Genomic DNA, 24487 nt, shown 5'->3' with positions numbered 1-24487 from the left:
ACCTTCGGCCGCCTGACAGGAGGCGGGATGGGCAAGCGCATTTCAAGCGGCACGGTGAGCCGGCTGGCGATCAGCCTGCGTTCGAGCTTCTGGTTCCTGCCGGCAATGATGGTCTCGGCGGCGATCGCGCTGGCGCTGGCGCTGGTGGCGCTGGACCGTGCGCTGGGCACGGCGCCCGCCGAACGCCTGCCGTGGCTGTTCACGCTGGACGCCGATGGCGCACGCGAAGTGCTGGCGACCATCGCCGGTTCGATGATCACCGTGGCCGGCGTGGTGTTCTCCATCACCATCGCCGCGCTGGCGCAGGCAGCCACCCAGTACACCTCGCGCGTGCTGCGCAACTTCATGCGCGACCGCGGCGCGCGCGCACGACGTGGTGGTGCGCATGGATGCCAAGGTCGGCGAGTTCGCCGCACCCGACCGCCGCCTCGCAAGCATCGGCGCCACCCGCGAGCCCGATGCACGGGCGATGCGCGACCTGGCCTGCCTGTTCGCGGTGGATTCCTACCGCACCATCGACCAGGACGTGGCCTTCGGCATCCGCCAGCTGGTGGACGTGGCGCTGAAGGCGCTGTCGCCGGCGATCAACGATTTCACCAGTGCGGTCACCAGCCTCGACTACATCTCCCTGTTGCTGCGGCGGCTGGCGGTGCGGCGGATCGAGCCGCGGCCGCTGTACGACGGCGACACGCTGCGCGTGCTGCCGGCGGGGCCGTCGTTCGAGCGTCTGGTGGCGCTGGCATTCGAACAGATCCTGGAGAACGCCGAAGGCAACACCACGGTGCTGCTGCGGATGCTGCGCGCGGTCGACCAGGTGCATGGCGTGACCCGCTCGCCTGCGCGGCGACAGGTGCTCGAGGACATGCGCGCGGTGGTGGCGGAGGTGGCGCGCGGCACCGCGCGCAACAGCCGGGCACGGCGGCTGCTGGAGACGCAGCTGAAGGGCCCGGCCTCCGACGAGGACACCGGCGGCGCCTGAATCCACGGCGCGTGGCGGTGGCGCCGCTATCATGTGCGGCACTCCTCGCCTGCAAACGGTGCGCCCATGGCCAAGGCCAATCCCCTCCAGGAACAGCTGCTCAAGGCCGGCCTGGTGAAGAAGTCGAAGGTGGCCGAGGTGGCCCGCGAGCAGGCGAAGGCGCGCATTGGCAAGGCCGCGCCCACCGCGGCCGATGTCGCGCGCGATGCCCAGCGCGCACGCGAGGAGAAGGCCGACCGCGACCGCGCGCTGGAGGCCGAGCGCAAGGCGGCGGCGCGGGTTGCCGAACTGCGCGCGCAGGCGCGGCAGATCATCCGCGACAAGAAGGTGCCGCGAGCGGGCGACAGCGAGTACCGCTTCACCGCCGACGGCGCGATCCGCACCCTGCTGGTCAACGACGACCTCCGCAGGAAGCTGGCATCCGGCGCGCTGGTGATCGCCAACGGCGGCGATGGCTATGAGCTGCTGCCGCGCGCCGCTGCCGACAAGGTGCGCGAGCGCGACGCCGCGATGATCGTGCTCGACCACGGGCAGGACGCAGGCGCGACGGCGGAGGCGAGCTCGGAGGACGATGCGTATTACGCCCAGTTCCAGGTGCCGGACGATCTGATCTGGTAGCCGGATTCGCGTTGCTTTGACGCCTGTCTGGCGAGTCTGGGCCGCACCACTCGATCGGGGCGGCGCATGCACACGCGGACCAGTACGACGACAGCCGATACGCGCGCGGCCGACCTGGCTGCACATGGAGGCGATTGCTGATGGCGCGTCTTCGCCATAGCGACTGGCCGGACCGCCTGTGGATCGTCCGCCATGGCCAGAGTGCAGGCAACGTCGCCCGCGATCTCGCGGAGGCCGGCGATTCCCACCTGATCGACATCGATACCCGCGATGCGGACACGCCCCTGTCCGACCTCGGTCACCGCCAGGCGCGTGCGCTTGGCGAGTGGTTCGCCGACATGCCGCACAACCGGCGGCCCAACGTGCTGCTGACCTCGCCGTTCGTGCGGGCGCAGCAGACCGTGCATGCGGTCGCCGATGCACTGGGCATCGACCACGACGAGATCGGCGTGGACGAACGCCTGCGCGAGAAGGAGTTCGGCGTACTCGACCGCTATACCGTGGCCGGCATCCGCGCGACGTTCCCCGACCTTGCGGAGCAGCGCTCGCTGGTCGGCAAGTTCTACTTCCGCCCACCGGGTGGCGAGAGCTGGTGCGACGTGATCCTGCGCCTGCGCAGCGTGGTGGAGGTGCTGCGCCGCGACCACGTGGGCGATCGCGTGCTGATCGTCGGCCACCAGGTCATCGTCAACTGCTTCCGCTACCTGCTCGAATGCATGGACGAGAAGCAGATCCTCGACATCGACCGGCAGAACGACGTGCCCAACTGTTCGGTGACCGAGTACGCCATCGAGCGCGACCGGCCGGATGCGCGCTTTGAACTGCAGGTGGCCAACTTCGCGTTGCCGCTGGAAGAGGCCGGTGAACCGGTGACGGCGGACGCGGACGTGCCGGTCGGGCCGCGATGAGCGCGCAACGCGCGGGCCGTGCGGAAGGTTCGGCCGCGCGCAGGATCACGCCCGCGCTGCTGAAGGCCTGGCCGCTGCCGGACCCGGGTGGCGGCAGCAGCAAGGAGGATCGCGGCCGCGTGCTGGTGGTCGGTGGCAGCCGGCAGCTGCCCGGCGCGGTGCTGCTGACCGGCATCGCGGCGCTGCGCGCAGGCGCCGGCAAGCTGCAGGTGGCCACGGTGGCCGATGCGGCGATGTCGCTGGTGATGTCGCTGCCGGAGGCGCGCGTGATCGGGCTGCCGGGTGGGCGCACGGGCGCGCTCCGCGATCTCGATGCCGATGCCACCCGTTCGGTGCAAAACGCGGACGCGGTGGTGGTGGGCCCGGGCATGGAACGCAGCACGGCCACGCAGCGCGTCGCCAGGGCCGTCATCGCCGATGCACGCGCCACCATCGTGCTCGATGCCGGCGCGCTCGACGCCTCGGCGGTGGCCGCGTTCCGGCGCCGGCGCAGCACCGGCGTGGCCATGGTGATGACGCCGCACGCCGGCGAGATGGCCAGCCTGCTCGAGACCGATGAGGACACCGTCAGGGCCAACGCGGAAGCGATCGCCCGCGAATACGCACGGGCCTGGAACGTGGTGCTGGTGCTGAAAGGCCCGACCACGTGGATCGCAGCGCCCGATGGCCGCCTGTGGGTCAACACCGCCGGCAGCGTGGGGCTCGGCACCTCCGGCTCCGGCGACGTGCTCGCCGGCGTGATCGCGGGCCTGGCCGCGCGCGGTGCGGGCGCGGAGCAGGCGGCGGTGTGGGGCGTGTCGCTGCATGCGCGGGCCGGTGCGCGGCTGACGCGCCGGCATGGCCAGGTCGGTTTCCTCGCCCGCGAGATCAGCGGCGAGATCCCGGCGCTGATGCACGGGCTGTAGCGGTGCGTGGGCGGGCCCCTGGCAGCGGATTGTGCGAGGCGTGGGGCGGCCCGCGTCGGGTGGGGTGGGAGGCCGTTTCTTGCACGCGAGCGCGCTCCCGCAAGGGGGCGTTGCGGCCTTGCGGTTGTCCTGAAGGAGCGGAATTCCGATGCACCTGATCCAGCTGTTTCTTCCGCTCTACGACAATGACGGGCAGGCGTTCGCGAAGCCGCTGTTCGACACCGTGCGTGGCGAACTCACCGAGCGCTTCGGCGGCGTGACCGCGTTCGTGCGCTCACCCGCGGTCGGCGCCTGGGAGGACCACAGCGGCGATGTGCAGCGCGACGACGTGGTGCTGTTCGAGGTGATGGCCGACCACGTCGACCACGGCTGGTGGGCGGCGTACCGCGCGCAACTGGAACAACGCTTCCAGCAGGACGAGGTGCTGGTGCGCGCGGTGCGCGCCGAGCGCCTGTAGCAGGCCGCACCCACGCGTCCAGGGGCACGTGAGGCACGTCTCCGCAGAAGGCGGATTGCCCGCGGCTGCATCGGCTTCACCGGCGCAGCGCTAGCGTGGCTTCCCCTGTTTGCGAGGACACCGCGATGAAAGAGCACGATCTCCAAGACCGCGAGCGCCAGCCCGACGTCACCCCGAAAGCGCCCGAACGAGGCCCCTCCACCGAGACCGGCATGCCGATCGACAAGGGCGGCCTGGACCGCGAGGTCGGCGATATCGACGAGGGAGAAGCCGGCGAAGACAGCGACGACGGCGCCCTGCCCGGCCGCGTGGGTGGGGGGCTTGCCGGCGGTTGATTCGACCGCGGGCGCTCTTCAGCCCCCCGCCGCGCGCCTCACCGCATCCGGCAGCGGCGTAGGCCGCCCGGTGGCGCGGTCGATCCACACCATCACCACGTTGCCGTCGGCGTACAGCGGGGTGCCGTCCTCGCCGACGATGCGGTGCGACAGCGTCACGCTGCTGGTGCCCAGCCGCTCGCAGCCCAGCTCCACCATCACGTTGGCGGGATAGGGAATCGGCACCCGGTAGTTCATCTGCACCGCCGCCAGCAGCGGCGCGGTGGTGTCGGTCACCCACGCCTCGCCCAGCGAATCGAACCAGCGGATCCGCGCCTCCTCGAGGTAGGTCATGAAGTTCGAGTTGTTGACGTGGTTGAACGCGTCGAGATCGCGCCAGCGCAGGGCGATCGGCATGCGGAACAGCGGGGTGGGGGCGTCGCTCATCGGGTTGTTCTGTCCTTCGTGGAGGGTCAGCCGGCGGTGCGGGTCTTCCTGGCCGCCTTCTTGGCCGCATTCTTCTTCGCGGGCGGCCTGCCGGCAAGCCGGGCATCCGGGCGGAGGCTGGCAACGGGGCCGTCGGCATCGCTTCCCTGCGTGCCCTGTGCGGCGGCCGCGACGCTGTCGGGATCCAGCATCCGCGCCAGGAACTGCCCGGTGTAGGAGCCCGGCACCGTGGCCACCTGTTCCGGCGTGCCCTCGGCGATGATCCGGCCGCCGCGATGGCCGCCCTCGGGGCCGAGGTCGATCACCCAGTCCGCGGTCTTGATGACGTCGAGGTTGTGCTCGATGACCACCACGGTGTTGCCGTCGTCGCGCAGCTTGTGCAGCACCGCCAGCAGGTGCTCGATGTCGTGGAAGTGCAGGCCGGTGGTCGGCTCGTCGAGGATGTACAACGTGCGTCCGGTGTCGCGGCGCGACAGCTCCTTCGACAGTTTGACGCGCTGGGCCTCGCCGCCCGACAGCGTGGTCGCCGGCTGGCCGAGCTTGATGTAGCCCAGGCCCACGTCGAGCAGTGTTTCCAATTTGCGCGCGATCGACGGCACCGGCTGGAACAGCTCAAGCGCGTCCTCGACGGTGAGCTCGAGCACGTCGTGGATGCTGTGGCCCTTGTAGAGGATCTCCAGCGTCTCGCGGTTGTAGCGCTTGGCGCCGCAGACGTCGCAGGGCACGTAGACGTCGGGCAGGAAGTGCATCTCCACCTTGATCAGGCCGTCGCCCTGGCAGGCCTCGCAGCGGCCACCGCGCACGTTGAAGCTGAAACGCCCCGGCGAGTAGCCGCGCGCACGCGCTTCCGGCACCTGCGCGAAGATCTCGCGCAGCGGCGTGAACAGGCCGGTGTAGGTGGCCGGGTTGGAACGCGGGGTGCGGCCGATCGGCGACTGGTCGATGTCGACCACCTTGTCGAACAGGTCCAGCCCCTTGATCTCGCGGTGCGGCGCCGGCGAATGCGAAGCGCCGTTGATCTCGTTGGCGGCCAGCGCGTACAGGGTGTCGTTGATCAGCGTCGACTTGCCCGAGCCCGACACGCCGGTGATCGCGGTGAACAGACCGGACGGAATCCTCAGGTCCACGCCCTGCAGGTTGTTGCCGGACGCGCCCTCCAGCTTCAGCACCATCTTCGGGTTGGCGCGGTGGCGCTTCTTCGGGATCTCGATCTTCTTGCGGCCCGACAGGTACTGGCCGGTCAGCGAGCGCGGTGCTTCGAGGATCTGCTCGTAGCTGCCCTCGGCCACCACCTCGCCACCGTGCACGCCGGCGCCTGGACCGATGTCGACGATGTGGTCGGCGAGGCGGATCGCGTCCTCGTCGTGTTCGACCACGATCACCGTGTTGCCGAGATCGCGCAGGCGGGTAAGCGTCTCCAGCAGGCGCTCGTTGTCTCGCTGGTGCAGGCCGATCGACGGCTCGTCGAGCACGTACATCACGCCGACCAGGCCGGCGCCGATCTGCGAGGCCAGGCGGATGCGCTGCGCCTCGCCGCCGGACAGCGAGTCCGCCTTGCGTTCGAGCGTCAGGTAGTCGAGGCCGACGTCCACCAGGAAGCTCAGCCGCTCGCGGATCTCCTTGACGATCTTCGCCGCGATCTCGCCGCGCCAGCCGGGCAGGGCTAGCTCGCCGAAGAACTTCAGCGCATCGCCGATCGGCAGCACCACCAGCTCAGGCAGCGGGCGGTCGGCAACGAACACGTTGCGCGCCGCGGCGTTGAGGCGCGCGCCACTGCACTCGGTGCAGGGGCGTTCGCTGATGTACTTCGCCAGTTCCTCGCGCACCGCGGAGGACTCGGTCTCGCGGTAACGCCGCTCGAGGTTGGGCACGATGCCTTCGAAGCGGTGCCGGCGCTGGCTGCGCTTGCCGCCTTCGGTGTAGTAGGTGAAGCCGATGGTCTCGTTGCCGCTGCCGAACAGCACCGCCTCGCGGGTCTTCGCATCGAGCTCCTGCCAGGGCGTGTCGACGTCGAAGCCGTAGTGCTTTGCCAGTGATGCGATCAGCTGGAAGTAGTAGTGGTTGCGGCGGTCCCAGCCGCGCACGGCGCCGGCGGCCAGCGAGAGTTCCGGGTGCACCACCACGCGGGCGGGGTCGAAGAACTGGCTGACGCCGAGGCCGTCGCAGGTCGGGCAGGCGCCCATGGGCGCGTTGAACGAGAACAGGCGCGGTTCCAGCTCGGGCAGCGCGTAGTCGCACACCGGACAGCTGTAGCGCGACGAGAACAGCATCGGCTCGGCATCGGGCGTATCCAGCGAGCGCACCGCGGCCATGCCGTCGCCGAGCTTGAGCGCGGTCTCGAAGGATTCGGCGAGGCGCTGCTTGATGTCCTCGCGCACCTTGAAGCGGTCGATCACCGCTTCGATGGTGTGCTTGACGCGCAGCGCCAGTGGCGGCACCGCGTCGATCTCGTAGACCTCGCCGTCCACGCGTACGCGCACGTAACCCTGCGCACGCAGCTGCTCGAACACCTGCGCGTGCTCGCCCTTGCGCTCGCGCACCACCGGCGCCAGCAGCATCCAGCGCTGCTCGCTGCCTTCGTCGGTCGCGCCCAGCGCCAGCACCTGGTCGACCATCTGGCTGACCGTCTGCGCCTCCAGCGGATAGCCGTGCAGCGGGCAACGCGGAATGCCCACGCGTGCGTACAGCAGGCGCAGGTAATCGTAGACCTCGGTGATGGTGCCGACGGTCGAGCGCGGGTTGTGCGAGGTCGACTTCTGCTCGATCGAGATCGCCGGGCTCAGGCCTTCGATCGTGTCGATGTCGGGCTTTTCCATCACGCTCAGGAACTGCCGCGCGTACGCCGACAGCGATTCGACGTAACGGCGCTGGCCTTCGGCGTAGATGGTGTCGAACGCCAGCGACGACTTGCCGGAGCCGGACAGGCCGGTGATCACGATCAGCTTGTCGCGCGGCAGGTCGAGATCGATGTTCTTGAGGTTGTGGGTACGGGCACCGCGGATGCGGATGAAGTCCATCGCCATCGGGTCGGGGATCCGGGGTCACGATCAGGCTGGCCGGGCCTGGGGTGGGGGAATGCAGCCGGGCGGGGAGCCAATCGGGCAGCCTACCGAGCCCCCGAGATGGGGGCAAACCCGCGGATTCCCAGCGCCGGGACGCCGATCGGGGCGAGCTGACCGGCAGCCGTCCGGCCCGGTGCCGGCAGGTTCCCGCGGCTTGACCGTAACTTGCTGAAAGCCCTAGAATTCCGCTTCTGTCCGGCCTCGATGCCGGCAGCGACCACAATAACTACCAAAGGAAGCATTGGTCATGTACGCAGTTATCGTCACCGGCGGTAAGCAATACCGCGTGATGGCGGGTGAGACGCTTCGCGTCGAAAAGCTCGACATCGAAGCCGGCAACGAGGTCACGTTCGACAACGTCCTCATGCTCGGCGACGGCGAAGGTGTGACGCTCGGTGACGCACTCAAGGGTGCCACCGTCGCCGCCACCGTCAAGGCCCACGGCCGCGCCGACAAGATCCGCATCATCAAGTTCCGCCGCCGCAAGCACCACATGAAGCGCATGGGGCATCGGCAGCACTACACCGAAATCGAGATCACCGGCATCAACGCCGGCGACAAGAAGTAAGGAGAAGCAGTCATGGCACATAAAAAGGGCGTAGGCTCCTCGCGCAACGGCCGCGACTCCAATCCCAAGTACCTCGGCGTGAAGATGTTCGGCGGCCAGGCCATCGAGGCCGGCAACATCATCGTCCGCCAGCGCGGCACCCAGTTCCATCCGGGTCCGGGCGTGGGCCTCGGCCGCGACCACACGCTGTTCGCACTGGTCGACGGCACCGTGGAATTCGCGGTGAAGGGTCCGAAGAAGCGTCGTACCGTCAGCGTCGTCGAAGTGGCCTGACCACCCGCGACACTGCCGTATCGAAGGCCCCGCTCCGGCGGGGCTTTTCATTGCGGCCGCGCAAGGCCTGCCGTGGACACGCGGCCGCCGCGCATGCGTCATTGCCGGGTCCTCCGGCCCGCGCGGGTAGACTTGCCCGCGCCCATTGCTTCAATCAATCGCGAAACCGCATCCCATGAAACTCGTCGACGAAGTAGAAATCACTGTCAGTGCCGGCAATGGCGGCCATGGCTGCATCGGCTTCCGGCGCGAGAAATTCATCCCGCTGGGCGGGCCCGATGGCGGCGATGGCGGCAACGGCGGCAGCGTGTGGCTGGTGGCCGACGAGAACCTCAACACGCTGGTCGACTTCCGCCACGAGACGCGCTTCCGCGCGCAGCGCGGCGAGAACGGCATGGGCCGGCAGATGTACGGCAAGGGCGGCGATGACCTGGCCATCAGCGTGCCGGTCGGCACCGTGGTCACCAACGTCGCCACCGACGAGGTCATCGGCGACCTCACCGCGCATGGCCAGCGCCTGCTGGTCGCGCGCGGTGGCCAGGGCGGCCTGGGCAACATGCATTTCAAGAGTTCGGTCAACCGCTCGCCGCGCAAGGCCACGCCGGGCGAGGAGGGCGAGGAGCGCCTGCTGCGCCTCGAGCTCAAGCTGCTGGCCGACGTTGGCCTGCTCGGTTTCCCCAATGCCGGCAAGAGCACGTTGATCCGCGCGGTGTCGGCGGCAACGCCGAAGGTGGCGGACTATCCGTTCACCACGCTCTACCCGAACCTTGGCGTGGTCAGCACCGAGCCTCACCGCAGCTTCGTGGTGGCCGACATTCCCGGGCTGATCGAGGGTGCCGCCGATGGTGCAGGCCTGGGTGCATTGTTCCTGCGCCATATCCAGCGCACCCGCCTGCTGCTGCATCTCGTCGAGATCCAGCCGCTCGACGGTGGCGACCCGGTCGACCAGGTGCGCGCGATCGAGCGCGAGCTGGAGAAATTCGATGCCGGGCTGCTCGACAAACCGCGCTGGCTGCTGATCAACAAGGCCGACCTGCTGCCGCCGGAAGACGCCCGCGCCGAGGCCGAGCGGATCATCGCGGCACTGGAATGGCAGGGGCCGTGGTTCCTGGTCTCCGGCCTTGCCCATGAGGGCACGCGCGACGTGATGCGCCGGGTACAGGCCGAGCTCGACGAGCAGGCCCGCCAGGCCGCCGAGGCGGCGGACGCGGAAGGGTACTGAACGCGGCGGCCGCGGCGCAGGCCTCGCTTCGTTGGTCCGCTCTCCTGGTCCCGGTGTCGCCTGTCCTTGATCCTGCCGATCCCGGCTGCGGCTGGTCGCGCCGGCGAGAGTCGTTTCGTCGGGCGGCGACGGCCGTCGCCAGTGCGGCTTTCGGTAGGGGCGGGTTCCGGACAACAAAAAACCCGGCCGGGGCCGGGTTTCTGCGGAACGCCTTGCGGCAAGGACTCAGGCAGCGGCCTTGAGTGCCTTGATGCGGGCGGTCAGGCGGCTCTTGTGACGGGCTGCCTTGTTCTTGTGGATCAGGCCGCGTGCGCTGAACCGGTCGAGGATCGGCTGTGCTGCATTGAAAGCCTCCTGCGCGCCGGCGGCGTCGTTGGCTTCGAGGGCCTTGAGGACCTTCCTGACATAGGTACGCAGCATGGAGCGCTGGCTGCTGTTGCGCTGGTTGCGCACGATGGTCTGCTTCGCGCGCTTCTTTGCGGACTTGATGTTGGCCACGATGGAATCCTGGAAATCGGGAGACGGAAACTGGGGTGTCGGCGCCCGGGTATCCGGGAGGCTTGACAAACGAGCCGGAAATTATGGGGGAAGCAGCGCCGCGGGTCAACAATGCGGCATCATGGGCGGTGATCCGCTGGAACCCTGTTCAGCCGCAATGACCACGCCATTCCGCCAGGCCTGCCGATGAGCGCGCCCGATCCCTCCGCCCCTGCGCCATCGCCGGGAGACCCACCCAGGGGCCGCCGCGGCGGCCTGCTGCGTTCGACCGCGGTCTTCAGCGGCATGACCCTGCTGTCGCGCGTCGCCGGGTTCGCCCGCGACATGCTGCAGGCGACGCTGTTCGGCACCGGTGGTGCCATGAGTGCGTTCATCGTCGCCTACCGGGTGCCCAATTTCCTGCGTCGGGTGTTCGCGGAAGGCTCGATGGCGATGGCCTTCGTGCCGGTGCTCAACGAGATCCGCGAGCGCGGCGATCGCGCGGCGCTGAAGTCCTTCATCGATCACATGGCCGGTGCGCTGTGCGCGGTGGTGCTGGTCGTCTGCGCCGCCGGCATGCTGGCCGCGCCGCTGGTGGCGCGCCTGTTCGCGCCGGGCTGGGCGGATCAGCCGGAGCTGCTGGCGCAGACCGCGCAGATGCTGCGGATCACTTTCCCGTACCTGCTCTTCATCTCGATGATGTCGCTGGCGGCATCGATCCTCAACAGCACCGGCCGCTTCGGGCTGCCGGCATTCACCCCGGTGCTGCACAACCTGACGATGATCGCGGCAATGCTGTGGCTGGCGCCGCGCTTCGAGGTGCCGCCGGTGGGCCTGGCCTGGGGTGTGCTGGCAGCGGGATTCCTGCAGCTGGCACTGCTGTGGCCGTCGCTGGGCCGGCTGGGCCTGCGGCCGCGGCTGCGGCCGGGTTTCCGCCATCCCGAGGTCCGCAAGGTCGGCCGGCTGATGCTGCCGACGCTGTTCTCCTCGTCGGTGGCACAGGTGAACCTGATCGTCGGCACCGCGTTCGCTTCGGTGCTGGCCGCGGGCAGCGTGGACTGGCTGTACTACTCCGACCGCCTGATCGAGTTCCCGCTGGGCCTGTTCGGCGTGGCGCTGGGCACGGTGATCCTGCCGCACCTGTCGCGCCGGCACGCGGCCGAGGACGCCGCCGGGTACAACGGTGCGCTCGACTGGGGCCTGCGGATGTCGCTGCTTGCCGGCGTGCCTGCCGGGCTCGGGCTGCTGTTGCTGGCCGAGCCGATCGTCGCGACGGTCTACAACTACGGGCAGTTCAGCGCGCTCGACACGCGGATGGCCGCGGTGAGCCTGAGCGCGATGAGCCTCGGCGTGCCGGCCTTCATGCTGACCAAGGTGCTGGCGCCGGCCTTCTACGCGCGCCAGGACACGAAGACCCCGATGCGCGCCGCGATCTGGACCGTGGTCGCCAATATCGTGCTGACCGCGGCGATCACCACGCCGATGTGGCTGGGCGGCGTGGCCGGTGCCCACGGCGGCATTGCCCTCGCCACCGCACTTGCCGGCGGCCTCAATGCACTGCTGCTGTGGCGATCGCTGCGGCGTTCCGGGCTGTACCGCCCGGAGGCGGGTTGGGGCCGTTTCCTGCTGCGGCTGGCGGCCGGCTGCGCGGTGATGGCGGCAGTGGTGCTGCTGCTGCGCCATGGCATCGGCGCGTGGACGGCGATCGACGGCGCGGTCGTGCGGGTCGGCTGGCTGGTGCTGACGATCGGTGCGGGTGCGGGCTGCTACGCGCTGGTGCTGCTGATGCTGGGTCTGCGGCCGCGGCACCTGCGGCACTGACGTCCTTGCCCGCTGTGGAGCGCTTGAGCGCGGTGGCCGGGTCGAGGGCAGGCAGGCCGTATACTGCCGGGCTTCTATGAGCAGGCCCAGCCCTCGACATCTATTCCGCGACGTTGGCGGCGGTCCGGTATGTCCGGGCGGCAGCGTGGTGTGCATCGGCGCGTTCGACGGCCTGCACCTGGGTCATCGGACGCTGGTGCGGCATGCGGTCGCGCGTGCCCGGGACCTGGATGTCCAGCCGGCGGCGCTGAGCTTCGAGCCGCTGCCCCGCGAATTCTTCGGTGCCGATGCCCCTCCGCCGCGCCTGATGTTGCCGCGTGCCAAGGTCGAAGGCCTGCGCGCGCTGGGCGTGGCCACCGTCGGCCTGCTGCGTTTCAACGCCGCGATGGCATCGATGGAGGCCGCGGAATTCGTCCGCGACGTGCTGGTGCGCCGGCTGGCGGTGCGCGAGGTGTGGGTCGGGCCGGGCTTCCGCTTCGGCCATCGCCGCGGCGGCGATCTCGCCCTGCTGCAACGCATGGGCGCTGGGCTCGGCTTCGCGGCCGGTGAAATCGCACCCTACCTGCACGAAGGCGAGCGCGTGTCGAGCACCGCGATCCGGCAGGCGCTGGTGGAAGGCGACTTCGCCCGCGCCGCGCGTCTGCTCGGCCGCCCGTACGCGGTTGCCGGGCGGGTCGTGCACGGGCGCCAGCTCGGGCGCACGCTCGGTTATCCCACCGCCAACCTGCGCTTCGGCGGCAAGGTGCCGGCACTGCGTGGCATCTACGCCACCCGCGTGCACGGCATCGGCGGCGACGCCGGTCAAAGCCGGCCCTGGCCATCGGTCTCGAGCTTCGGCACCCGGCCGACGGTCGATGGCGTCGAGCCGTTGCTCGAAGCCCATCTTTTCGATTTCGAGGGCGACCTCTACGGGCGCCGCATCGAGGTCGAATTCGTCGCGCGCCTGCGCGACGAGGAGAAATTCCCCGATCTCGACAGCCTGGTCGCACAGATGGACCTCGACGCCGCGCAGGCACGCGCCGCGCTGGCAGCCGCCGACGATCATCCCCAATTGCAGCCACACCATAGGGTCACCGCGTGAGCGACGACGCCAACCGCTACAAAGCCACCATCCACCTGCCCGCGACGGACTTCCCGATGCGCGGGGACCTGCCCAAACGTGAGCCGCAGACGCTGGCGCGCTGGGAGGCGGACGGGCTGTACCAGCGCATCCGTGAAGCCGCGCGCGGGCGCCCGCAATGGGTACTGCACGATGGTCCGCCGTATGCCAACGGCGTGATCCACATCGGCCATGCGGTGAACAAGGTGCTCAAGGACATGGTGGTGAAGTCGAAGCTGCTGGCCGGCTTCGATGCGCCCTATGTGCCCGGCTGGGACTGCCACGGGCTGCCGATCGAACATGCGGTGGAGAAGACCCACGGCAAGGTCGGCGAGAAGCTCGATGCCGCCGCGTTCCGCGCGAAATGCCGCGAATACGCCGCCAGCCAGGTCGAACTGCAGCGTGCCGGCTTCAAGCGCCTCGGCGTGACCGGCGACTGGGACCGGCCGTACCTGACGATGGATTTCCGCTACGAGGCGGACATGCTGCGCGCGCTTGCCAAGATCGTCGAGCGCGGCCACGTGACCCGCGGCTTCAAGCCGGTGCACTGGTGCTTCGACTGCCAGTCGGCGCTGGCCGAGGCCGAGATCGAATACCAGGACAAGCAGTCGCCGGCGATCGACGTCGCCTACGTGGCGATCGATGCGTCCACGCTCGCCGGCCGCTTCGGTGCCGCGCTGGAGGAGGGCACGACGGTGGCGGTGCCGATCTGGACCACCACGCCGTGGACGCTGCCGGCATCGCTTGCGGTCTCGATTGGCGCGGATATCGAGTACGTCCTGGTCGAAGGCCCGCTGCGCGACGGCGCACGCCAGTGGTTGGTGGTGGCCGAGGCCCTGGCGGCGAAGGTGCTCGTGCGCTACGGCGTCGACACGGTGACCGTGCACGGGCGCGAGCGCGGCGCGGCGCTCGATGGCCTGCGCCTGCGCCATCCGTTCTACGCCGACCGCGAGATCCCGCTGCTGCTGGGTGAGCACGTGTCCGACGAGGACGGCACCGGTGCGGTGCATACCGCGCCCGGCCACGGCCAGGAGGACTTCGCCGTGTCCCAGCGCTACGGACTGGTGGAGGGCACGCCGGCCAACGTGCTGAATCCGGTCGACGGCCGCGGCGTGTATCTGCCGACCACGCCGGCGATGGGTGACGCGGCGCTGGCCGGCGTGCACCTGTGGAAGGCCAACCCCCTGATCGTCGATGCGCTGCGGGCACGGGGCGCGCTGCTGGCGCACGCGGACATCAACCACAGCTACCCGCACTGCTGGCGGCACAAGACGCCGGTGGTGTTCCGCGCCACCCCGCAGTGGTTCATCTCGATGGAACAGGCGCAGCTGCGTGCGGATGCGCTCAAGGCCGTCGAGGACGTGCGCTGGGTGCCGGACTGGGGCCAGGCGCGCATCACCGGCATGGTCGAGGGACGGCCCGACTGGACGATCTCACGGCAGCGTTACTGGGGCGTGCCGATCGCCCTGTTTGTCGACCGCGAGACCCAGCAGCCGCACCCGCGCTCCGCGGAACTGATGCGCGAGGTCGCCGCGCGCGTGGAGCGCGACGGCGTGGACGCGTGGTACACGCTGGATGCCGCCGAGCTGCTCGGCGATGACGCCGCGCGCTACGACAAGGTCACCGACATCCTCGACGTCTGGTTCGACTCCGGCGTCAGCCACGAATGCGTGCTCGCGCAACGTGCCGATGACGGCCTGCGCAAGCCGGCCGACCTGTATCTCGAAGGCTCCGACCAGCATCGCGGCTGGTTCCAGTCGTCGCTGCTGTCGGGCGTGGCGATGGATGGGGTCGCTCCGTACCGGCAGGTGCTGACCCACGGCTTCACCGTGGATGCCGACGGCCGCAAGATGTCCAAGTCGCTGGGCAACGTGGTCGCGCCGCAGCAGGTGGTCGACGCGATGGGTGCCGACGTGCTGCGGCTGTGGATCGCCGCGGCCGACTACCGCAACGAGATGTCGGTTTCCGACGAGATCCTCAAGCGCAGCGCCGATGCCTACCGCCGCATCCGCAATACCGCGCGCTTCCTGCTGGGCAACCTCAACGGCTTCGAACCCGCGCAGCACCTGCGTCCGCTCGAGGACATGGTCGCGCTGGACCGCTGGATCGTGCACCGCGCGTACCGCCTGCAGGAGCGCATCGTCGACGCCTACGAGCGCTACGACTTCCCGGAGGTCGTGCAGGCGCTGTCGAACTTCTGCAGCGTCGACCTCGGCTCGCTGTATCTCGACGTCACCAAGGACCGGCTGTACACGATGCCGGAGGATTCGCGCGGGCGCCGCAGCGCGCAGAGCGCGATGTACCGCATCGTGGAAGGTTTCGTGCGCTGGATCGCACCGATTCTGGCGTTCACCGCAGACGAGCTGTGGCGCCATCTCCCGGCGGCCACGGCGGAGGGCCCGCGCCCGGAGCACGTGCTGTTCGCCACCTGGTACGACGGCCTGGCACCACTGCCCGCCGATGCGCCGCTGTCGGAGGACGACTTCGAGCGCCTGCTGGCGCTGCGCGAGCAGGTCGCCAAGGTGCTGGAGCCGATGCGCGCCAGCGGCGAGATCGGTGCCGCACTCGAGGCCGAGATCGAACTGCGCGCCGGCGTCGCCGACCAGAACCGTGTCGGCCCGCTGGTCGACGAACTTCGCTTCTTCCTGATCAGCGGCGACGTCACCGTGGTGGACGCCGACGAGGCCACCGATGCGCTGCGCATCGTGGCCACGCCGACCACCAGGCCGAAGTGCGTGCGCTGCTGGCAGCACCGCGCGGACGTCGGCGCCGTCGCCACGCATCCGCAGATCTGCGGTCGCTGCGTGACCAATATCGAAGGCGAGGGCGAGGACCGGCACTGGTTCTGAAGCCCGGTCGCCCGCCGCATCGTTCCGCAGCCCGCCGGTGCGGCATGATGCCGGCCCGATGAACCACACGAGTGCACGATCACCGATGACAACCACGCGCCCGAAACCCGATGCCCTGGCCTGGCTGCTGCTGTCGCTGCTGGTGATCGCGCTCGACCAGCTCACCAAGTACTGGGTGCTGACCAGCCTGCCGGAGTACACCGCGATCCCGGTGATCGAGGGCTTCTGGAACTGGTACCGCACCTACAACACCGGCGCGGCGTTCAGCTTCCTCGCCGACGCCGGCGGCTGGCAGAAGTGGTTCTTCACAGCTCTCGCCATCGGCATCAGCGGCCTGCTGGCGTTCTGGCTGTCGCGCACGCCGCGCCATGACTGGAAGACCGCGCTGCCGTTCGCGCTGGTCATCGGCGGTGCCATCGGCAACGTGATCGACCGCCAGATCCACGGCCACGTGGTGGATTTCATCCAGTGGCACTGGCGCGACCATTACTGGCCCGCGTTCAACATCGCCGACATGGCGGTGGTGGGCGGCGCGATCGGGATCGCGTTGTTCGGGCTGTTCCAGGACAGCGGGAAGAAGCGGTAGGGGCGGGGGTAGACGGGAGAGGGGCGATCGTGCCGGGCGGGAGCGGGCGTGGCGACTGCGCTTCAGGCTGACCGCGCGCGGCTCCGCTAGAATGCGTTTCTCATGGAAATCATCCTCGCCAATCCCCGTGGCTTCTGCGCGGGCGTCGACCGTGCGATCGAGATCGTCAAGCGCGCCATCGAGACCCTGGGCGCGCCGATCTACGTGCGCCACGAGGTGGTCCACAACCGTTACGTGGTCGAGGACCTGCGCGCGCGCGGGGCGATCTTCGTCGAGGAACTCGACGAGGTGCCCGACGGCAACACGGTGATCTTCAGCGCCCACGGCGTGTCGCAGGCGGTCCGTGCGGAAGCCGACCGCCGTGGCCTCAAGGTGTTCGATGCGACCTGCCCGCTGGTGACCAAGGTGCATCTGGAAGTCGCGCGCCACTGCCGCGCGGGCCGCGACGTGGTGCTGATCGGCCATGCCGGCCATCCGGAAGTCGAAGGCACGATGGGGCAGTGGAGCCGCGAAGGCGGCAACGGCCATATCTATCTGGTCGAGGACGAGGCCGATGTGGCCAGGCTGGAGGTCGCGCAGCCGGAGAACCTCGCCTACACCACGCAGACCACGCTGTCGGTCGACGACACCCGCAGCGTGATCGCCGCGCTGCGCGCGCGCTTCCCGGCGCTGCAGGGCCCGAAGAACGACGACATCTGCTACGCCACGCAGAATCGCCAGGACGCGGTGCGCGACCTCGCGCGGCGCTGCGACCTGGTGCTGGTGGTCGGTTCACCGAACAGTTCCAATTCCAACCGCCTGCGCGAGCTTGCCGAGCGCGACGGCGTGGAGTCCTACCTGATCGACGGCGCCGACGAGATCGACCCGGCCTGGATCGCCGGCCGCCAGCGCATCGGCGTGACCGCCGGTGCCTCCGCCCCCGACGTGCTGGTGGAAGGCGTGATCGCGCGCCTGCGCATCCTCGGCGCGGGCACGGTCGCCGAGCTCGATGGCGAACCCGAGAACATGGTGTTCGCGCTGCCCAAGGAGTTGCGGCTGCAGCTGGTGGAGTGAGGGCCTTTGACCGCGCCCCCCGCTGCCCCTAGAATCTGCGGCCCGCCGGAATAGCTCAGTTGGTAGAGCGGCGCATTCGTAATGCGTAGGTCGTAGGTTCGATTCCTATTTCCGGCACCAGGGTCCAGACGCCCCGCGCAAGCGGGGCGTCGTCGTTTTGCGGCGCGCTGTCATCGCACAGCCATCGCCGTTTCACCGGTTGTACGCAGTGCGCGTACCAGACTTCCGGCTCCCCACCAGACCCCGGCCGGCGCACCATGGACCACAGCTGCATCGATATCTACATCACCCGCGACGTCGACGGATACGTGGTCGCGCCTGCGGGCAGCGCGTTGCCCGAGGACGCGATGGCGGCGCTGGGCGGGGTGGTGCACGGCTGGATGCAGCAGGTCGGCGAGGCGGCGCGACTGCCGGGCTGGCGGGGCGTGTGCCGCGATATCGATGCCTGCGGCTACAGCGTGCTGTCGGATGAGGATTTCGTGGCACTGCTGCTGCCGGGTGAACTCGCGCCGCCGCCCACGCCACTGCGCATGCAGCCGGGTGCCGGCGCCGTGGCGGCAGCAGCAGCGGCCTGACCGGAGCGGGCCAACTCAGGGGGACAGGTCGTAGCGCAGCCGGTAACGCACCGGCGCGGCTGCGGGATCGTCGGCAGCGCCGATCCGGTACAACCACGCGGCCTGGTTCCCGGCGTCGCGCAACGACGTGGCGATCCCCTCGACCTCCACCGTCTCGACGTCGATCACCCGGCCGTCCGCACCGAAGGTCAATGTCCACAGGAAGTGTCCGCGGTAATCCTCGGGCGCCACGCCCGACGGGTAGTTGGTGCGGCCCTGCACGAACACCGCGTCGCGGCGATGGAACCCGGCACTGGCGAGATCGGCTGCGATCTCCACCGGCTCACGCGCGACCTCGACACCGTCATAGCTCAGCACCACGTCGTGTTCGCCGGCGGACAGGCCATGGCGCGCGGGTTCGAATGGATGGCAGCGCACGATCGGCGCAGACGCGGCCACCGTCTCCTCCACCAGCGTCACCGTAGTCCCATCGCGCTCCGCCAGCAGCCGCACGGTCACGTCGGCTTCCGGGAACCGCGAGGATTTCCAGCACAGCTGGTGCGGGCGGTCGGGCTGCAGGATCAGGCCCAGTGCCACCGGTCGCATGTGCATGGCGGGGTCGCGTGCTTCCCACAGGAACTCGATATGCCCATGCGGCGGCGGACGGCCGGCCGCGGCCCCGGAGAGCGACAGCAGCGCGGACAACAGCAGTGCCCTTGTGTCCATACGGGTTCCATCGTCCGGAGCTCGCCGCGAGCATAGCGGGCCGGGTGCCGCCGCATACCGTCGCGCTGCGCGGGTCTCGCGCTGCGCGACGGGCGCCCGCTACCCTGTCGATCCTTTTCGCGGATCCTCCGGCAATGTCGAAAGCACCAGCCACGGCCAAGGTCGGCCGCGCGCGCACCGCCTATGTGTGTGCCGAGTGCGGCACCGACCACGGCAAGTGGCAGGGCCAGTGCGCCGGCTGCGGCGCATGGAACACCCTGTCGGAGTTCGTGATCGAGCCTGCGGCAAAGGCGGCGGCCAGCGGTGGTGCGACCCGGCGCGCCGGCTGGGCGGGTGCCGTCGAGGCGCCGAAGGTCACCGCGCTCAAGGATGTGCGCCATATGGAGGACGCGCGGGTGTCCACAGGCATCGGCGAGCTCGACCGCGTGCTCGGGGGCGGCCTGGTCGAGGGCGCGGTGGTGCTGGTCGGTGGGGACCCGGGTATCGGCAAGTCCACCCTGTTGTTGCAGGCGGTGGCGCGGATGGCGGCGACGCTGCCGGCGCTGTACGTTACCGGCGAGGAATCGCTGGGCCAGGTGGCCGGGCGCGCAGCCCGCCTGGACCTGCCGCTCGACGGGCTGCAGGCGCTGGCGGAAACCGGCGTGGAAACCATCCTCGAGCACGCCGCGGCCATGCGGCCGAAGCTGATCGTCGCCGACTCGGTGCAGACCCTGTGGACTGAATCGCTGACCGCAGCGCCGGGCTCGGTGAGCCAGGTGCGCGAGTCCGCCGCACGGCTGGTGCGCTATGCCAAGGAGACCGGCACCGCGGTGTTCCTGGTCGGCCACGTCACCAAGGAAGGCGGCATCGCCGGCCCGCGCGTGCTCGAGCACATGGTCGATGCGGTGCTGTATTTCGAGGGCGAGAGCGGTAGCCGCTTCCGGGTACTGCGCGCGTTCAAGAACCGCTTCGGCGCAGTCAACGAGCTCGGCGTGTTCGCGATGGGCGACAAGGGCCTGAAGGAAGTGCCGAATCCTTCGGCGATCTTCCTGTCGGGCGGCAGCACCCGGCAGCCCGGCAGCTGCGTGATGGTGACCCGCGAGGGCACACGGCCGCTGCTGGTGGAGGTGCAGGCGCTGGTCGACAGCTCGCCGCTGTCCAATCCACGGCGCGTGGCGGTCGGCCTGGAAGGCAACCGGCTGGCGATGCTGCTGGCGGTGCTGCACCGGCACGGTGGGGTGCTGGTCGGCGACCAGGACGTGTTCGTCAACGTGGTGGGCGGCATCCGCGTGCAGGAGACCGCGGCCGACCTGCCGGTGCTGCTGGCGGTGCTGTCGAGCCTGCGCGACGCGCCGTTGCCGGACAAGACCATCGCCTTCGGTGAGGTCGGCCTGTCGGGGGAGATCCGCCCGGTGCCCAATGGCGAGGAACGCCTGCGCGAGGCGGCCACCCACGGCTTCCGCCGCGCGATCGTGCCGAAGGCGAACGCGCCGAAGTCGGGATCGGTGAAGGGCCTCGAGGTGATCGCCGTCGAACGGCTGGCCGACGCGATCGACGCGCTGTAGCGGTTGCGGCAGGCTCAGCGCGGGCGTTGCAGCACCAGTTCCAGCACGAACTTGCTGCCGAAGAACGCCAGCACCAGCAACACCATCGCGGCCAGCGTCCAGCGCACGGCGGACGGCCCGCGCCAGCCGTACCGCCAGCGGCCGACCAGCAGCGCGCCGAACACCAGCCACGACAGCACGCTCAGCACCGACTTGTGGATCAGGTGCTGGGCGAAGAAGTCATGCACGAACAGCACGCCGGTCAGCAGGGTGGCCGTCAGCAGCACGAAGCCGACCGTGATGGTGCGGAACAGCAGCGTTTCCAGTTCGGTCAGCGGCGGCAGCGCACGCAGCCAGCGGTGGAACTCGCGCCGCCGCAACGCGCGTTCCTGCGCCCCCAGCATCAGCGCAAGCAGTGCGGCGATGGCGAGGGTGGCATAGGCCAGAAGCGCGAAGCCCGCATGCAGTTGCAGGCGCCAGTCCAGGCCTTCCGGATCGTGGTGGCCGGTGAGGGCATAGACCAGAAGTGACGCCGTCGCCAGCGGAAACACCACCACCCCCAATGCCGCCGTGCGGCCGCGGAGCCCGAACAGCAGCGTGGCCCCGGCCATGCCGAGACCCACCAGCGACAGCGCCGAGAAGAAGTGCAGGTCGGCGCCGCCCAGGTCGCGCCAGGCGAGCAGGTGTGCGATGCCGTGCAGAATGGCGGCGACCACCGCGGGCACGGCCCAGGCCGCGCCGGTCACCGGCGTTTCGCGCGCCAGCCTGCGCACCAGCATGCCGGCTGCGACGAGGTAGAGCAGGGCCGCAATGAGAACGATTGTCATCGCGGAAGTGTCGCATACGCACCGGTGCGTCGTACGGTGTTTTCCGGGCTGTTCCGGGCCGTCGCGGAGGTCGCGGGTATAATCGGCGGCCCCTTCTTTCCAAGCGCGGAACCTGCATGTTCGAGTCCCTCACCCAGCGCCTGTCCGGCACCATGGAGCGCCTGCGCGGCCGCGGGCGGCTGACCGAGGAGAACATCCGCGAAGCCACCCGCGAGGTACGCATCGCGCTGCTGGAGGCCGACGTCGCCCTGCCGGTGGTGCAGGCCCTGATCGAGCGCATCAAGGTGCGCGCGGTCGGCCAGGAAGTGCTGAAGTCGCTGACCCCGGGCCAGGCGCTGATCAAGGTCGTGCGCGACGAACTCACCACGGTGATGGGCGCGCAGGCGACCGAGCTCAACCTCAACGTGCCGGCGCCGGCGGTGATCCTGATGGCCGGCCTGCAGGGCGCGGGCAAGACCACCACGGTCGGCAAGCTTGCGAAGCTGCTGAAGGAAAAGCGCAGGAAGAAGGTGATGGTGGTCAGCGCGGACGTCTACCGCCCGGCCGCGATCGAGCAGCTGAAGACCCTGGCCGACCAGGTGGGGGTGACGTTCTTCCCGTCCGATGCCTCGCAGCAGCCGGTCGACATCGTGCGTGCGGCGATCGACGACGCCCGCCGGTCCTATGTCGACGTGCTGCTGGTCGATACCGCCGGCCGCCTCGCCATCGACGAGGCGATGATGGCCGAGATCAAGGCGCTGCATGCCGCGGTCAACCCGGTCGAAACGCTGTTCGTCGTCGACTCCATGACCGGCCAGGATGCCGCGACCACCGCCAAGGCGTTCTCCGAAGCGCTGCCGCTGACCGGCGTGGTGCTGACCAAGACCGACGGCGACGCCCGGGGCGGTGCCGCGCTCTCGGTGCGCTACATCACCGGGCGGCCGATCAAGTTCATCGGCACCGGCGAGAAGACCGACGGCCTCGACGTCTTCCACCCGGACCGCGTCGCCAGCCGCATCCTCGACATGGGCGATGTGCTGTCGCTGGTCGAGCAGGTCGAGAGCCAGGTCGACAAGGACAAGGCGCAGAAGCTTGCGGAGAAGGTCGCCAAGGGCAAGAAGTTCGACCTCAACGACATGCGCGACCAGCTCGAGCAGATGCAGGGCATGGGCGGCATCCATGGCCTGATGGACAAGCTGCCGGGCATGGGCCAGATCCCGGACACCGTCAAGAACCAGGTCACCGGCAAGGAAGTGCCGCGGATGATCGCGATCATCAACTCGATGACCAAGAAGGAGCGTCGCAACCCGGCGCTGCTCAACGGCTCGCGCCGCGCCCGCATCGCCGCCGGCTCCGGCACCCATCCCTCCGACGTCAACAAGCTGATCAAGCAGTACCAGCAGATGGAGAAGATGATGTCGAAGATGGCCCGCGGCGGGATGAAGGGGATGATGCGCGGACTGCAGGGCATGATGGGCGGGCGCGGCGGGATGCCGTTCCGCTGAGTCGCGGCGGCATCCGCCCCATGTTCCGGACCGGGCGGATGCCATGCTGATCTTCCGCAACGACCACCCGGCCACCGCGGCCGATCTCGCGCTTCCGGCGCTGGTCAACGATGGCCACTTCACCACGATGCAGGTCCGTGGTGGCGCGGTGCAGGGGCTGGAGCTGCATCTGCAGCGTCTCGCCGACGCGCACCGCACACTGTTCTCGCGGGATCTGGATACGGCGCGCGCCCGCGCCGACTGCGCTGCCGCAATCACGGCCAGTGGACTCGCCGATGCGACCCTGCGGGTGACGGTCCACCCTGGCGAGCCCGATCCGACCGTGCTGGTCTCGCTGGCGTCGCCCGCACACCCCGGTACCGGCGGCCTGCGCCTGAAATCGTTCGCCTACGTGCGCGTACTGCCGGACGTGAAGCACGTCGGCACGTTTCCGTTGCTGCACTACCGCCGGCTGGCGCGGGCCGCCGGGTGCGACGATGCACTGTTCGTCACGACGGACGGTCTCGTCTGCGAAGGCTCGGTCTGGAACCTCGCGCTCTGGGATGGCAGCGCGGTGATCTGGCCGCAGGGCCCGGCGCTGCGCGGAACCCGGGAGCAGCTGCTGCAGCGTGAATTCCGCCGTGCCGGGGTGGCCCAGCAGGCCCGCACGGTCCTGCTGGACGAGCTGCCGGCCCTGGCCGGCATCAGTTGCAACTCGCGCGGCGTGCAGCCGCTGGCGTCGGTCGATGGCCGTGAAATGGGGGATCCCGCGTCACTGCTGGAACTGGCCGCCGCGGCGAGCACGCGGATCGCCTGGGACCTGCTGGACGTGGGCGAGCGCCGGGCCCCTACCGTCGCCGGAACGGCTTCGCTATAATTTCCGGCTTACCGCGCCATCCTGGCGACTGGGCAACACCGAGAAACTCCATGGTCAAGATCCGTCTCACCCGCGGCGGCGCCAAGAAGCGCCCGTTCTACCACATCATCGTCACCGACTCGCGCAGCGCCCGCGACGGCCGCAACATCGAGCGCGTGGGTTACTACAACCCGGTGGCACAGGGTGCCGAACAGCGTGTCGTGCTCGACACCGCCCGCGTCGACCATTGGGTCAAGCAGGGTGCGCAGATGACCGACAAGGTCCGTGCGCTGTACAAGGAAGCGGGCAAGGCCCAGCCGGCCGCTGCCTGAAGCTGACGGCCGCGCCCCGGGCGCGGCCTTTTTCGTACGAACGATGACCGATCCCACCCGTCGCATCCTGCTGGGCAGGATCCACGGCGCCTTCGGCGTGCGTGGCGAGCTGCGCGTGGAATCGTTCACCGATCCCGAGACCGAGCTCTTCCGCTACCAGCCCTGGACCCTGCGTGATGCGCAGGGCCGCGAGCGGGTAGTGGAAGGTGCGCGTGGCCGTCCCGGCCCGAAGGGCGTGGTCGCCACGTTGCCCGGCGTCGAGGATCGCGAGGGTGCCGACGCCATGCGCGGCACCGAGATCTGGGTGCCGCGCAGCGCGCTGCCGCCGCCCAGCGCGGACGAGTTCTACTGGGTCGACCTCGAGGGCATGCGCGTGCGCAATGTCGAGGGCGTCGATTTCGGCACGGTGGCATTCGTGTTCTCCACCGGCGCCAACGACGTGCTGGTGGTACGCGACGATGCCCGCGAACGCATGGTGCCGTTCGTGCGGCCCGACTACGTGCGCGGGATCGACATGGACGCCGGCACCATCCTGGTCGACTGGGACCCGGACTTCTGATCGCAGGTG

General features: G+C 69.5%; 25 protein-coding genes, 1 tRNA gene and 1 pseudogene. 22 read left to right on the top strand and 5 right to left on the bottom strand.

The features are described from left to right. Positions 1-27: 27 nt before the first annotated feature. From LDO11_RS15920 to LDO11_RS06030, 7 genes and pseudogenes are all read left to right on the top strand, one after another. A pseudogene (locus LDO11_RS15920) lies at positions 28-354 on the top strand (DUF2254 family protein); the annotation flags it as partial. Between the two features lie 31 nt (positions 355-385). Next, positions 386-979 carry a DUF2254 family protein gene (locus LDO11_RS06055; RefSeq protein WP_232140746.1) on the top strand — a complete coding sequence of 198 codons (594 nt, stop codon included), beginning with the start codon at positions 386-388 and terminating at the stop codon, positions 977-979. A gap of 66 nt (positions 980-1045) precedes the next feature. After that, positions 1046-1597, top strand: a complete 552-nt coding sequence (locus LDO11_RS06050; RefSeq protein WP_232140745.1) for a DUF2058 domain-containing protein — start codon at positions 1046-1048, stop codon at positions 1595-1597. 140 nt (positions 1598-1737) lie between these two features. Then, positions 1738-2505 (top strand): histidine phosphatase family protein, encoded by a 768-nt coding sequence (locus LDO11_RS06045; RefSeq protein WP_129135447.1) that lies wholly within the window; start codon positions 1738-1740, stop codon positions 2503-2505. Then, positions 2502-3410 (top strand): NAD(P)H-hydrate dehydratase, encoded by a 909-nt coding sequence (locus LDO11_RS06040; protein WP_232140744.1) that lies wholly within the window; start codon positions 2502-2504, stop codon positions 3408-3410. Before LDO11_RS06045 ends, LDO11_RS06040 begins: the two co-directional genes overlap by 4 nt. A gap of 148 nt (positions 3411-3558) precedes the next feature. Beyond that, the gene (locus tag LDO11_RS06035; protein ID WP_129135449.1) at positions 3559-3867 is read left to right on the top strand and encodes a hypothetical protein; all 309 of its coding nucleotides are present in this window, start codon (positions 3559-3561) and stop codon (positions 3865-3867) included. A gap of 125 nt (positions 3868-3992) precedes the next feature. Next, positions 3993-4202, top strand: coding sequence for a hypothetical protein (locus LDO11_RS06030; protein WP_129135450.1), 210 nt, complete (start codon positions 3993-3995; stop codon positions 4200-4202). Positions 4203-4220: 18 nt separating this feature from the next. Here the strand turns inward: LDO11_RS06030 and LDO11_RS06025 are convergent, their stop codons facing one another. Together LDO11_RS06025 and uvrA are read right to left on the bottom strand one after the other, a co-directional pair. After that, positions 4221-4628 (bottom strand): acyl-CoA thioesterase, encoded by a 408-nt coding sequence (locus LDO11_RS06025; protein ID WP_232140743.1) that lies wholly within the window; start codon positions 4626-4628, stop codon positions 4221-4223. 26 nt (positions 4629-4654) lie between these two features. Further along, positions 4655-7651 carry an excinuclease ABC subunit UvrA gene (gene uvrA, locus LDO11_RS06020; protein ID WP_232140742.1) on the bottom strand — a complete coding sequence of 999 codons (2997 nt, stop codon included), beginning with the start codon at positions 7649-7651 and terminating at the stop codon, positions 4655-4657. A 286-nt stretch (positions 7652-7937) separates the two neighbouring features. On the opposite strand from uvrA, the gene rplU reads away from it, so the two are divergent. The 3 genes from rplU (at position 7938) to cgtA (ending at position 9753) form a co-directional block, all read left to right on the top strand. Next, the gene (gene rplU, locus LDO11_RS06015) at positions 7938-8258 is read left to right on the top strand and encodes a 50S ribosomal protein L21 (protein WP_129135453.1); all 321 of its coding nucleotides are present in this window, start codon (positions 7938-7940) and stop codon (positions 8256-8258) included. A 12-nt stretch (positions 8259-8270) separates the two neighbouring features. Beyond that, entirely contained in the window at positions 8271-8531 is a 261-nt protein-coding gene (rpmA, locus tag LDO11_RS06010) for a 50S ribosomal protein L27 (protein ID WP_100322887.1), read from the top strand. Between the two features lie 175 nt (positions 8532-8706). After that, on the top strand, positions 8707-9753 hold the full coding sequence (gene cgtA / locus LDO11_RS06005; RefSeq protein WP_232140741.1) for an Obg family GTPase CgtA: 1047 nt from the start codon (positions 8707-8709) through the stop codon (positions 9751-9753). 225 nt (positions 9754-9978) lie between these two features. Here the strand turns inward: cgtA and rpsT are convergent, their stop codons facing one another. Further along, complete coding sequence (gene rpsT / locus LDO11_RS06000) at positions 9979-10251, bottom strand: 30S ribosomal protein S20 (RefSeq protein WP_129135455.1); 273 nt, start codon at positions 10249-10251, stop codon at positions 9979-9981. 186 nt (positions 10252-10437) lie between these two features. Between rpsT and murJ the strand changes: the two genes are divergently transcribed. The 7 genes from murJ (at position 10438) to LDO11_RS05965 (ending at position 18213) form a co-directional block, all read left to right on the top strand. Next, a complete protein-coding gene (gene murJ / locus LDO11_RS05995; protein ID WP_232140740.1) occupies positions 10438-12051 on the top strand; it encodes a murein biosynthesis integral membrane protein MurJ in 1614 nt (537 codons plus the stop codon). Positions 12052-12127: 76 nt separating this feature from the next. Next, positions 12128-13132: a bifunctional riboflavin kinase/FAD synthetase gene (locus LDO11_RS05990; RefSeq protein WP_232140739.1), complete on the top strand. Its 1005-nt coding sequence runs from the start codon at positions 12128-12130 to the stop codon at positions 13130-13132. Positions 13133-13188: 56 nt separating this feature from the next. Then, positions 13189-15999: an isoleucine--tRNA ligase gene (ileS, locus tag LDO11_RS05985; RefSeq protein WP_232140906.1), complete on the top strand. Its 2811-nt coding sequence runs from the start codon at positions 13189-13191 to the stop codon at positions 15997-15999. Between the two features lie 85 nt (positions 16000-16084). After that, a complete protein-coding gene (gene lspA / locus LDO11_RS05980; protein WP_232140738.1) occupies positions 16085-16585 on the top strand; it encodes a signal peptidase II in 501 nt (166 codons plus the stop codon). A 102-nt stretch (positions 16586-16687) separates the two neighbouring features. Continuing rightward, entirely contained in the window at positions 16688-17638 is a 951-nt protein-coding gene (gene ispH, locus LDO11_RS05975; RefSeq protein ID WP_232140737.1) for a 4-hydroxy-3-methylbut-2-enyl diphosphate reductase, read from the top strand. A gap of 44 nt (positions 17639-17682) precedes the next feature. After that, a tRNA-Thr gene (locus LDO11_RS05970) sits at positions 17683-17758 on the top strand. Between the two features lie 137 nt (positions 17759-17895). Then, on the top strand, positions 17896-18213 hold the full coding sequence (locus LDO11_RS05965) for a hypothetical protein (protein WP_232140736.1): 318 nt from the start codon (positions 17896-17898) through the stop codon (positions 18211-18213). Positions 18214-18228: 15 nt separating this feature from the next. Here LDO11_RS05965 and LDO11_RS05960 read toward each other — a convergent pair whose 3' ends face one another. Continuing rightward, positions 18229-18918: a hypothetical protein gene (locus tag LDO11_RS05960; protein WP_232140735.1), complete on the bottom strand. Its 690-nt coding sequence runs from the start codon at positions 18916-18918 to the stop codon at positions 18229-18231. Between the two features lie 134 nt (positions 18919-19052). Between LDO11_RS05960 and radA the strand changes: the two genes are divergently transcribed. After that, the gene (radA, locus tag LDO11_RS05955) at positions 19053-20462 is read left to right on the top strand and encodes a DNA repair protein RadA (RefSeq protein WP_232140734.1); all 1410 of its coding nucleotides are present in this window, start codon (positions 19053-19055) and stop codon (positions 20460-20462) included. A gap of 14 nt (positions 20463-20476) precedes the next feature. On the opposite strand, the gene LDO11_RS05950 is transcribed toward radA, so the two are convergent. Next, complete coding sequence (locus tag LDO11_RS05950; protein WP_232140733.1) at positions 20477-21268, bottom strand: cytochrome C assembly family protein; 792 nt, start codon at positions 21266-21268, stop codon at positions 20477-20479. A 116-nt stretch (positions 21269-21384) separates the two neighbouring features. Here LDO11_RS05950 and ffh point away from each other — a divergent pair, with 116 nt between their 5' ends. The 4 genes from ffh to rimM are packed head-to-tail and all read left to right on the top strand — an operon-like array spanning position 21385 to position 24478. Next, positions 21385-22752: a signal recognition particle protein gene (ffh, locus tag LDO11_RS05945; protein ID WP_232140732.1), complete on the top strand. Its 1368-nt coding sequence runs from the start codon at positions 21385-21387 to the stop codon at positions 22750-22752. Between the two features lie 43 nt (positions 22753-22795). Beyond that, a complete protein-coding gene (locus LDO11_RS05940; protein ID WP_232140731.1) occupies positions 22796-23608 on the top strand; it encodes an aminotransferase class IV in 813 nt (270 codons plus the stop codon). A gap of 50 nt (positions 23609-23658) precedes the next feature. Further along, entirely contained in the window at positions 23659-23919 is a 261-nt protein-coding gene (gene rpsP / locus LDO11_RS05935; RefSeq protein ID WP_129135467.1) for a 30S ribosomal protein S16, read from the top strand. 43 nt (positions 23920-23962) lie between these two features. Then, the gene (gene rimM, locus LDO11_RS05930; protein WP_232140730.1) at positions 23963-24478 is read left to right on the top strand and encodes a ribosome maturation factor RimM; all 516 of its coding nucleotides are present in this window, start codon (positions 23963-23965) and stop codon (positions 24476-24478) included. The last annotated feature ends 9 nt before the right edge of the window (positions 24479-24487 follow it).

The sequence above is a fragment of the Alterluteimonas muca genome (genome assembly GCF_021191595.1).
GTDB lineage: Bacteria > Pseudomonadota > Gammaproteobacteria > Xanthomonadales > Xanthomonadaceae > Luteimonas > Luteimonas muca.
Note: the sequence above shows the minus strand (reverse complement) of the source record. Positions and strands in the feature narration are given on the sequence as shown.

Coding starts and splice junctions, on each gene's coding strand:
- LDO11_RS06055 (WP_232140746.1), top strand. CDS start 386: ATGGATGCCAAGGTCGGCGAGTTCGCCGCACCCGACCGCCGCCTCGCA.
- LDO11_RS06050 (WP_232140745.1), top strand. CDS start 1,046: ATGGCCAAGGCCAATCCCCTCCAGGAACAGCTGCTCAAGGCCGGCCTG.
- LDO11_RS06045 (WP_129135447.1), top strand. CDS start 1,738: ATGGCGCGTCTTCGCCATAGCGACTGGCCGGACCGCCTGTGGATCGTC.
- LDO11_RS06040 (WP_232140744.1), top strand. CDS start 2,502: ATGAGCGCGCAACGCGCGGGCCGTGCGGAAGGTTCGGCCGCGCGCAGG.
- LDO11_RS06035 (WP_129135449.1), top strand. CDS start 3,559: ATGCACCTGATCCAGCTGTTTCTTCCGCTCTACGACAATGACGGGCAG.
- LDO11_RS06030 (WP_129135450.1), top strand. CDS start 3,993: ATGAAAGAGCACGATCTCCAAGACCGCGAGCGCCAGCCCGACGTCACC.
- LDO11_RS06025 (WP_232140743.1), bottom strand. CDS start 4,628: ATGAGCGACGCCCCCACCCCGCTGTTCCGCATGCCGATCGCCCTGCGC.
- uvrA (WP_232140742.1), bottom strand. CDS start 7,651: ATGGCGATGGACTTCATCCGCATCCGCGGTGCCCGTACCCACAACCTC.
- rplU (WP_129135453.1), top strand. CDS start 7,938: ATGTACGCAGTTATCGTCACCGGCGGTAAGCAATACCGCGTGATGGCG.
- rpmA (WP_100322887.1), top strand. CDS start 8,271: ATGGCACATAAAAAGGGCGTAGGCTCCTCGCGCAACGGCCGCGACTCC.
- cgtA (WP_232140741.1), top strand. CDS start 8,707: ATGAAACTCGTCGACGAAGTAGAAATCACTGTCAGTGCCGGCAATGGC.
- murJ (WP_232140740.1), top strand. CDS start 10,438: ATGAGCGCGCCCGATCCCTCCGCCCCTGCGCCATCGCCGGGAGACCCA.
- LDO11_RS05990 (WP_232140739.1), top strand. CDS start 12,128: ATGAGCAGGCCCAGCCCTCGACATCTATTCCGCGACGTTGGCGGCGGT.
- ileS (WP_232140906.1), top strand. CDS start 13,189: ATGCGCGGGGACCTGCCCAAACGTGAGCCGCAGACGCTGGCGCGCTGG.
- lspA (WP_232140738.1), top strand. CDS start 16,085: ATGACAACCACGCGCCCGAAACCCGATGCCCTGGCCTGGCTGCTGCTG.
- ispH (WP_232140737.1), top strand. CDS start 16,688: ATGGAAATCATCCTCGCCAATCCCCGTGGCTTCTGCGCGGGCGTCGAC.
- LDO11_RS05965 (WP_232140736.1), top strand. CDS start 17,896: ATGGACCACAGCTGCATCGATATCTACATCACCCGCGACGTCGACGGA.
- LDO11_RS05960 (WP_232140735.1), bottom strand. CDS start 18,918: ATGGACACAAGGGCACTGCTGTTGTCCGCGCTGCTGTCGCTCTCCGGG.
- radA (WP_232140734.1), top strand. CDS start 19,053: ATGTCGAAAGCACCAGCCACGGCCAAGGTCGGCCGCGCGCGCACCGCC.
- LDO11_RS05950 (WP_232140733.1), bottom strand. CDS start 21,268: ATGACAATCGTTCTCATTGCGGCCCTGCTCTACCTCGTCGCAGCCGGC.
- ffh (WP_232140732.1), top strand. CDS start 21,385: ATGTTCGAGTCCCTCACCCAGCGCCTGTCCGGCACCATGGAGCGCCTG.
- LDO11_RS05940 (WP_232140731.1), top strand. CDS start 22,796: ATGCTGATCTTCCGCAACGACCACCCGGCCACCGCGGCCGATCTCGCG.
- rpsP (WP_129135467.1), top strand. CDS start 23,659: ATGGTCAAGATCCGTCTCACCCGCGGCGGCGCCAAGAAGCGCCCGTTC.
- rimM (WP_232140730.1), top strand. CDS start 23,963: ATGACCGATCCCACCCGTCGCATCCTGCTGGGCAGGATCCACGGCGCC.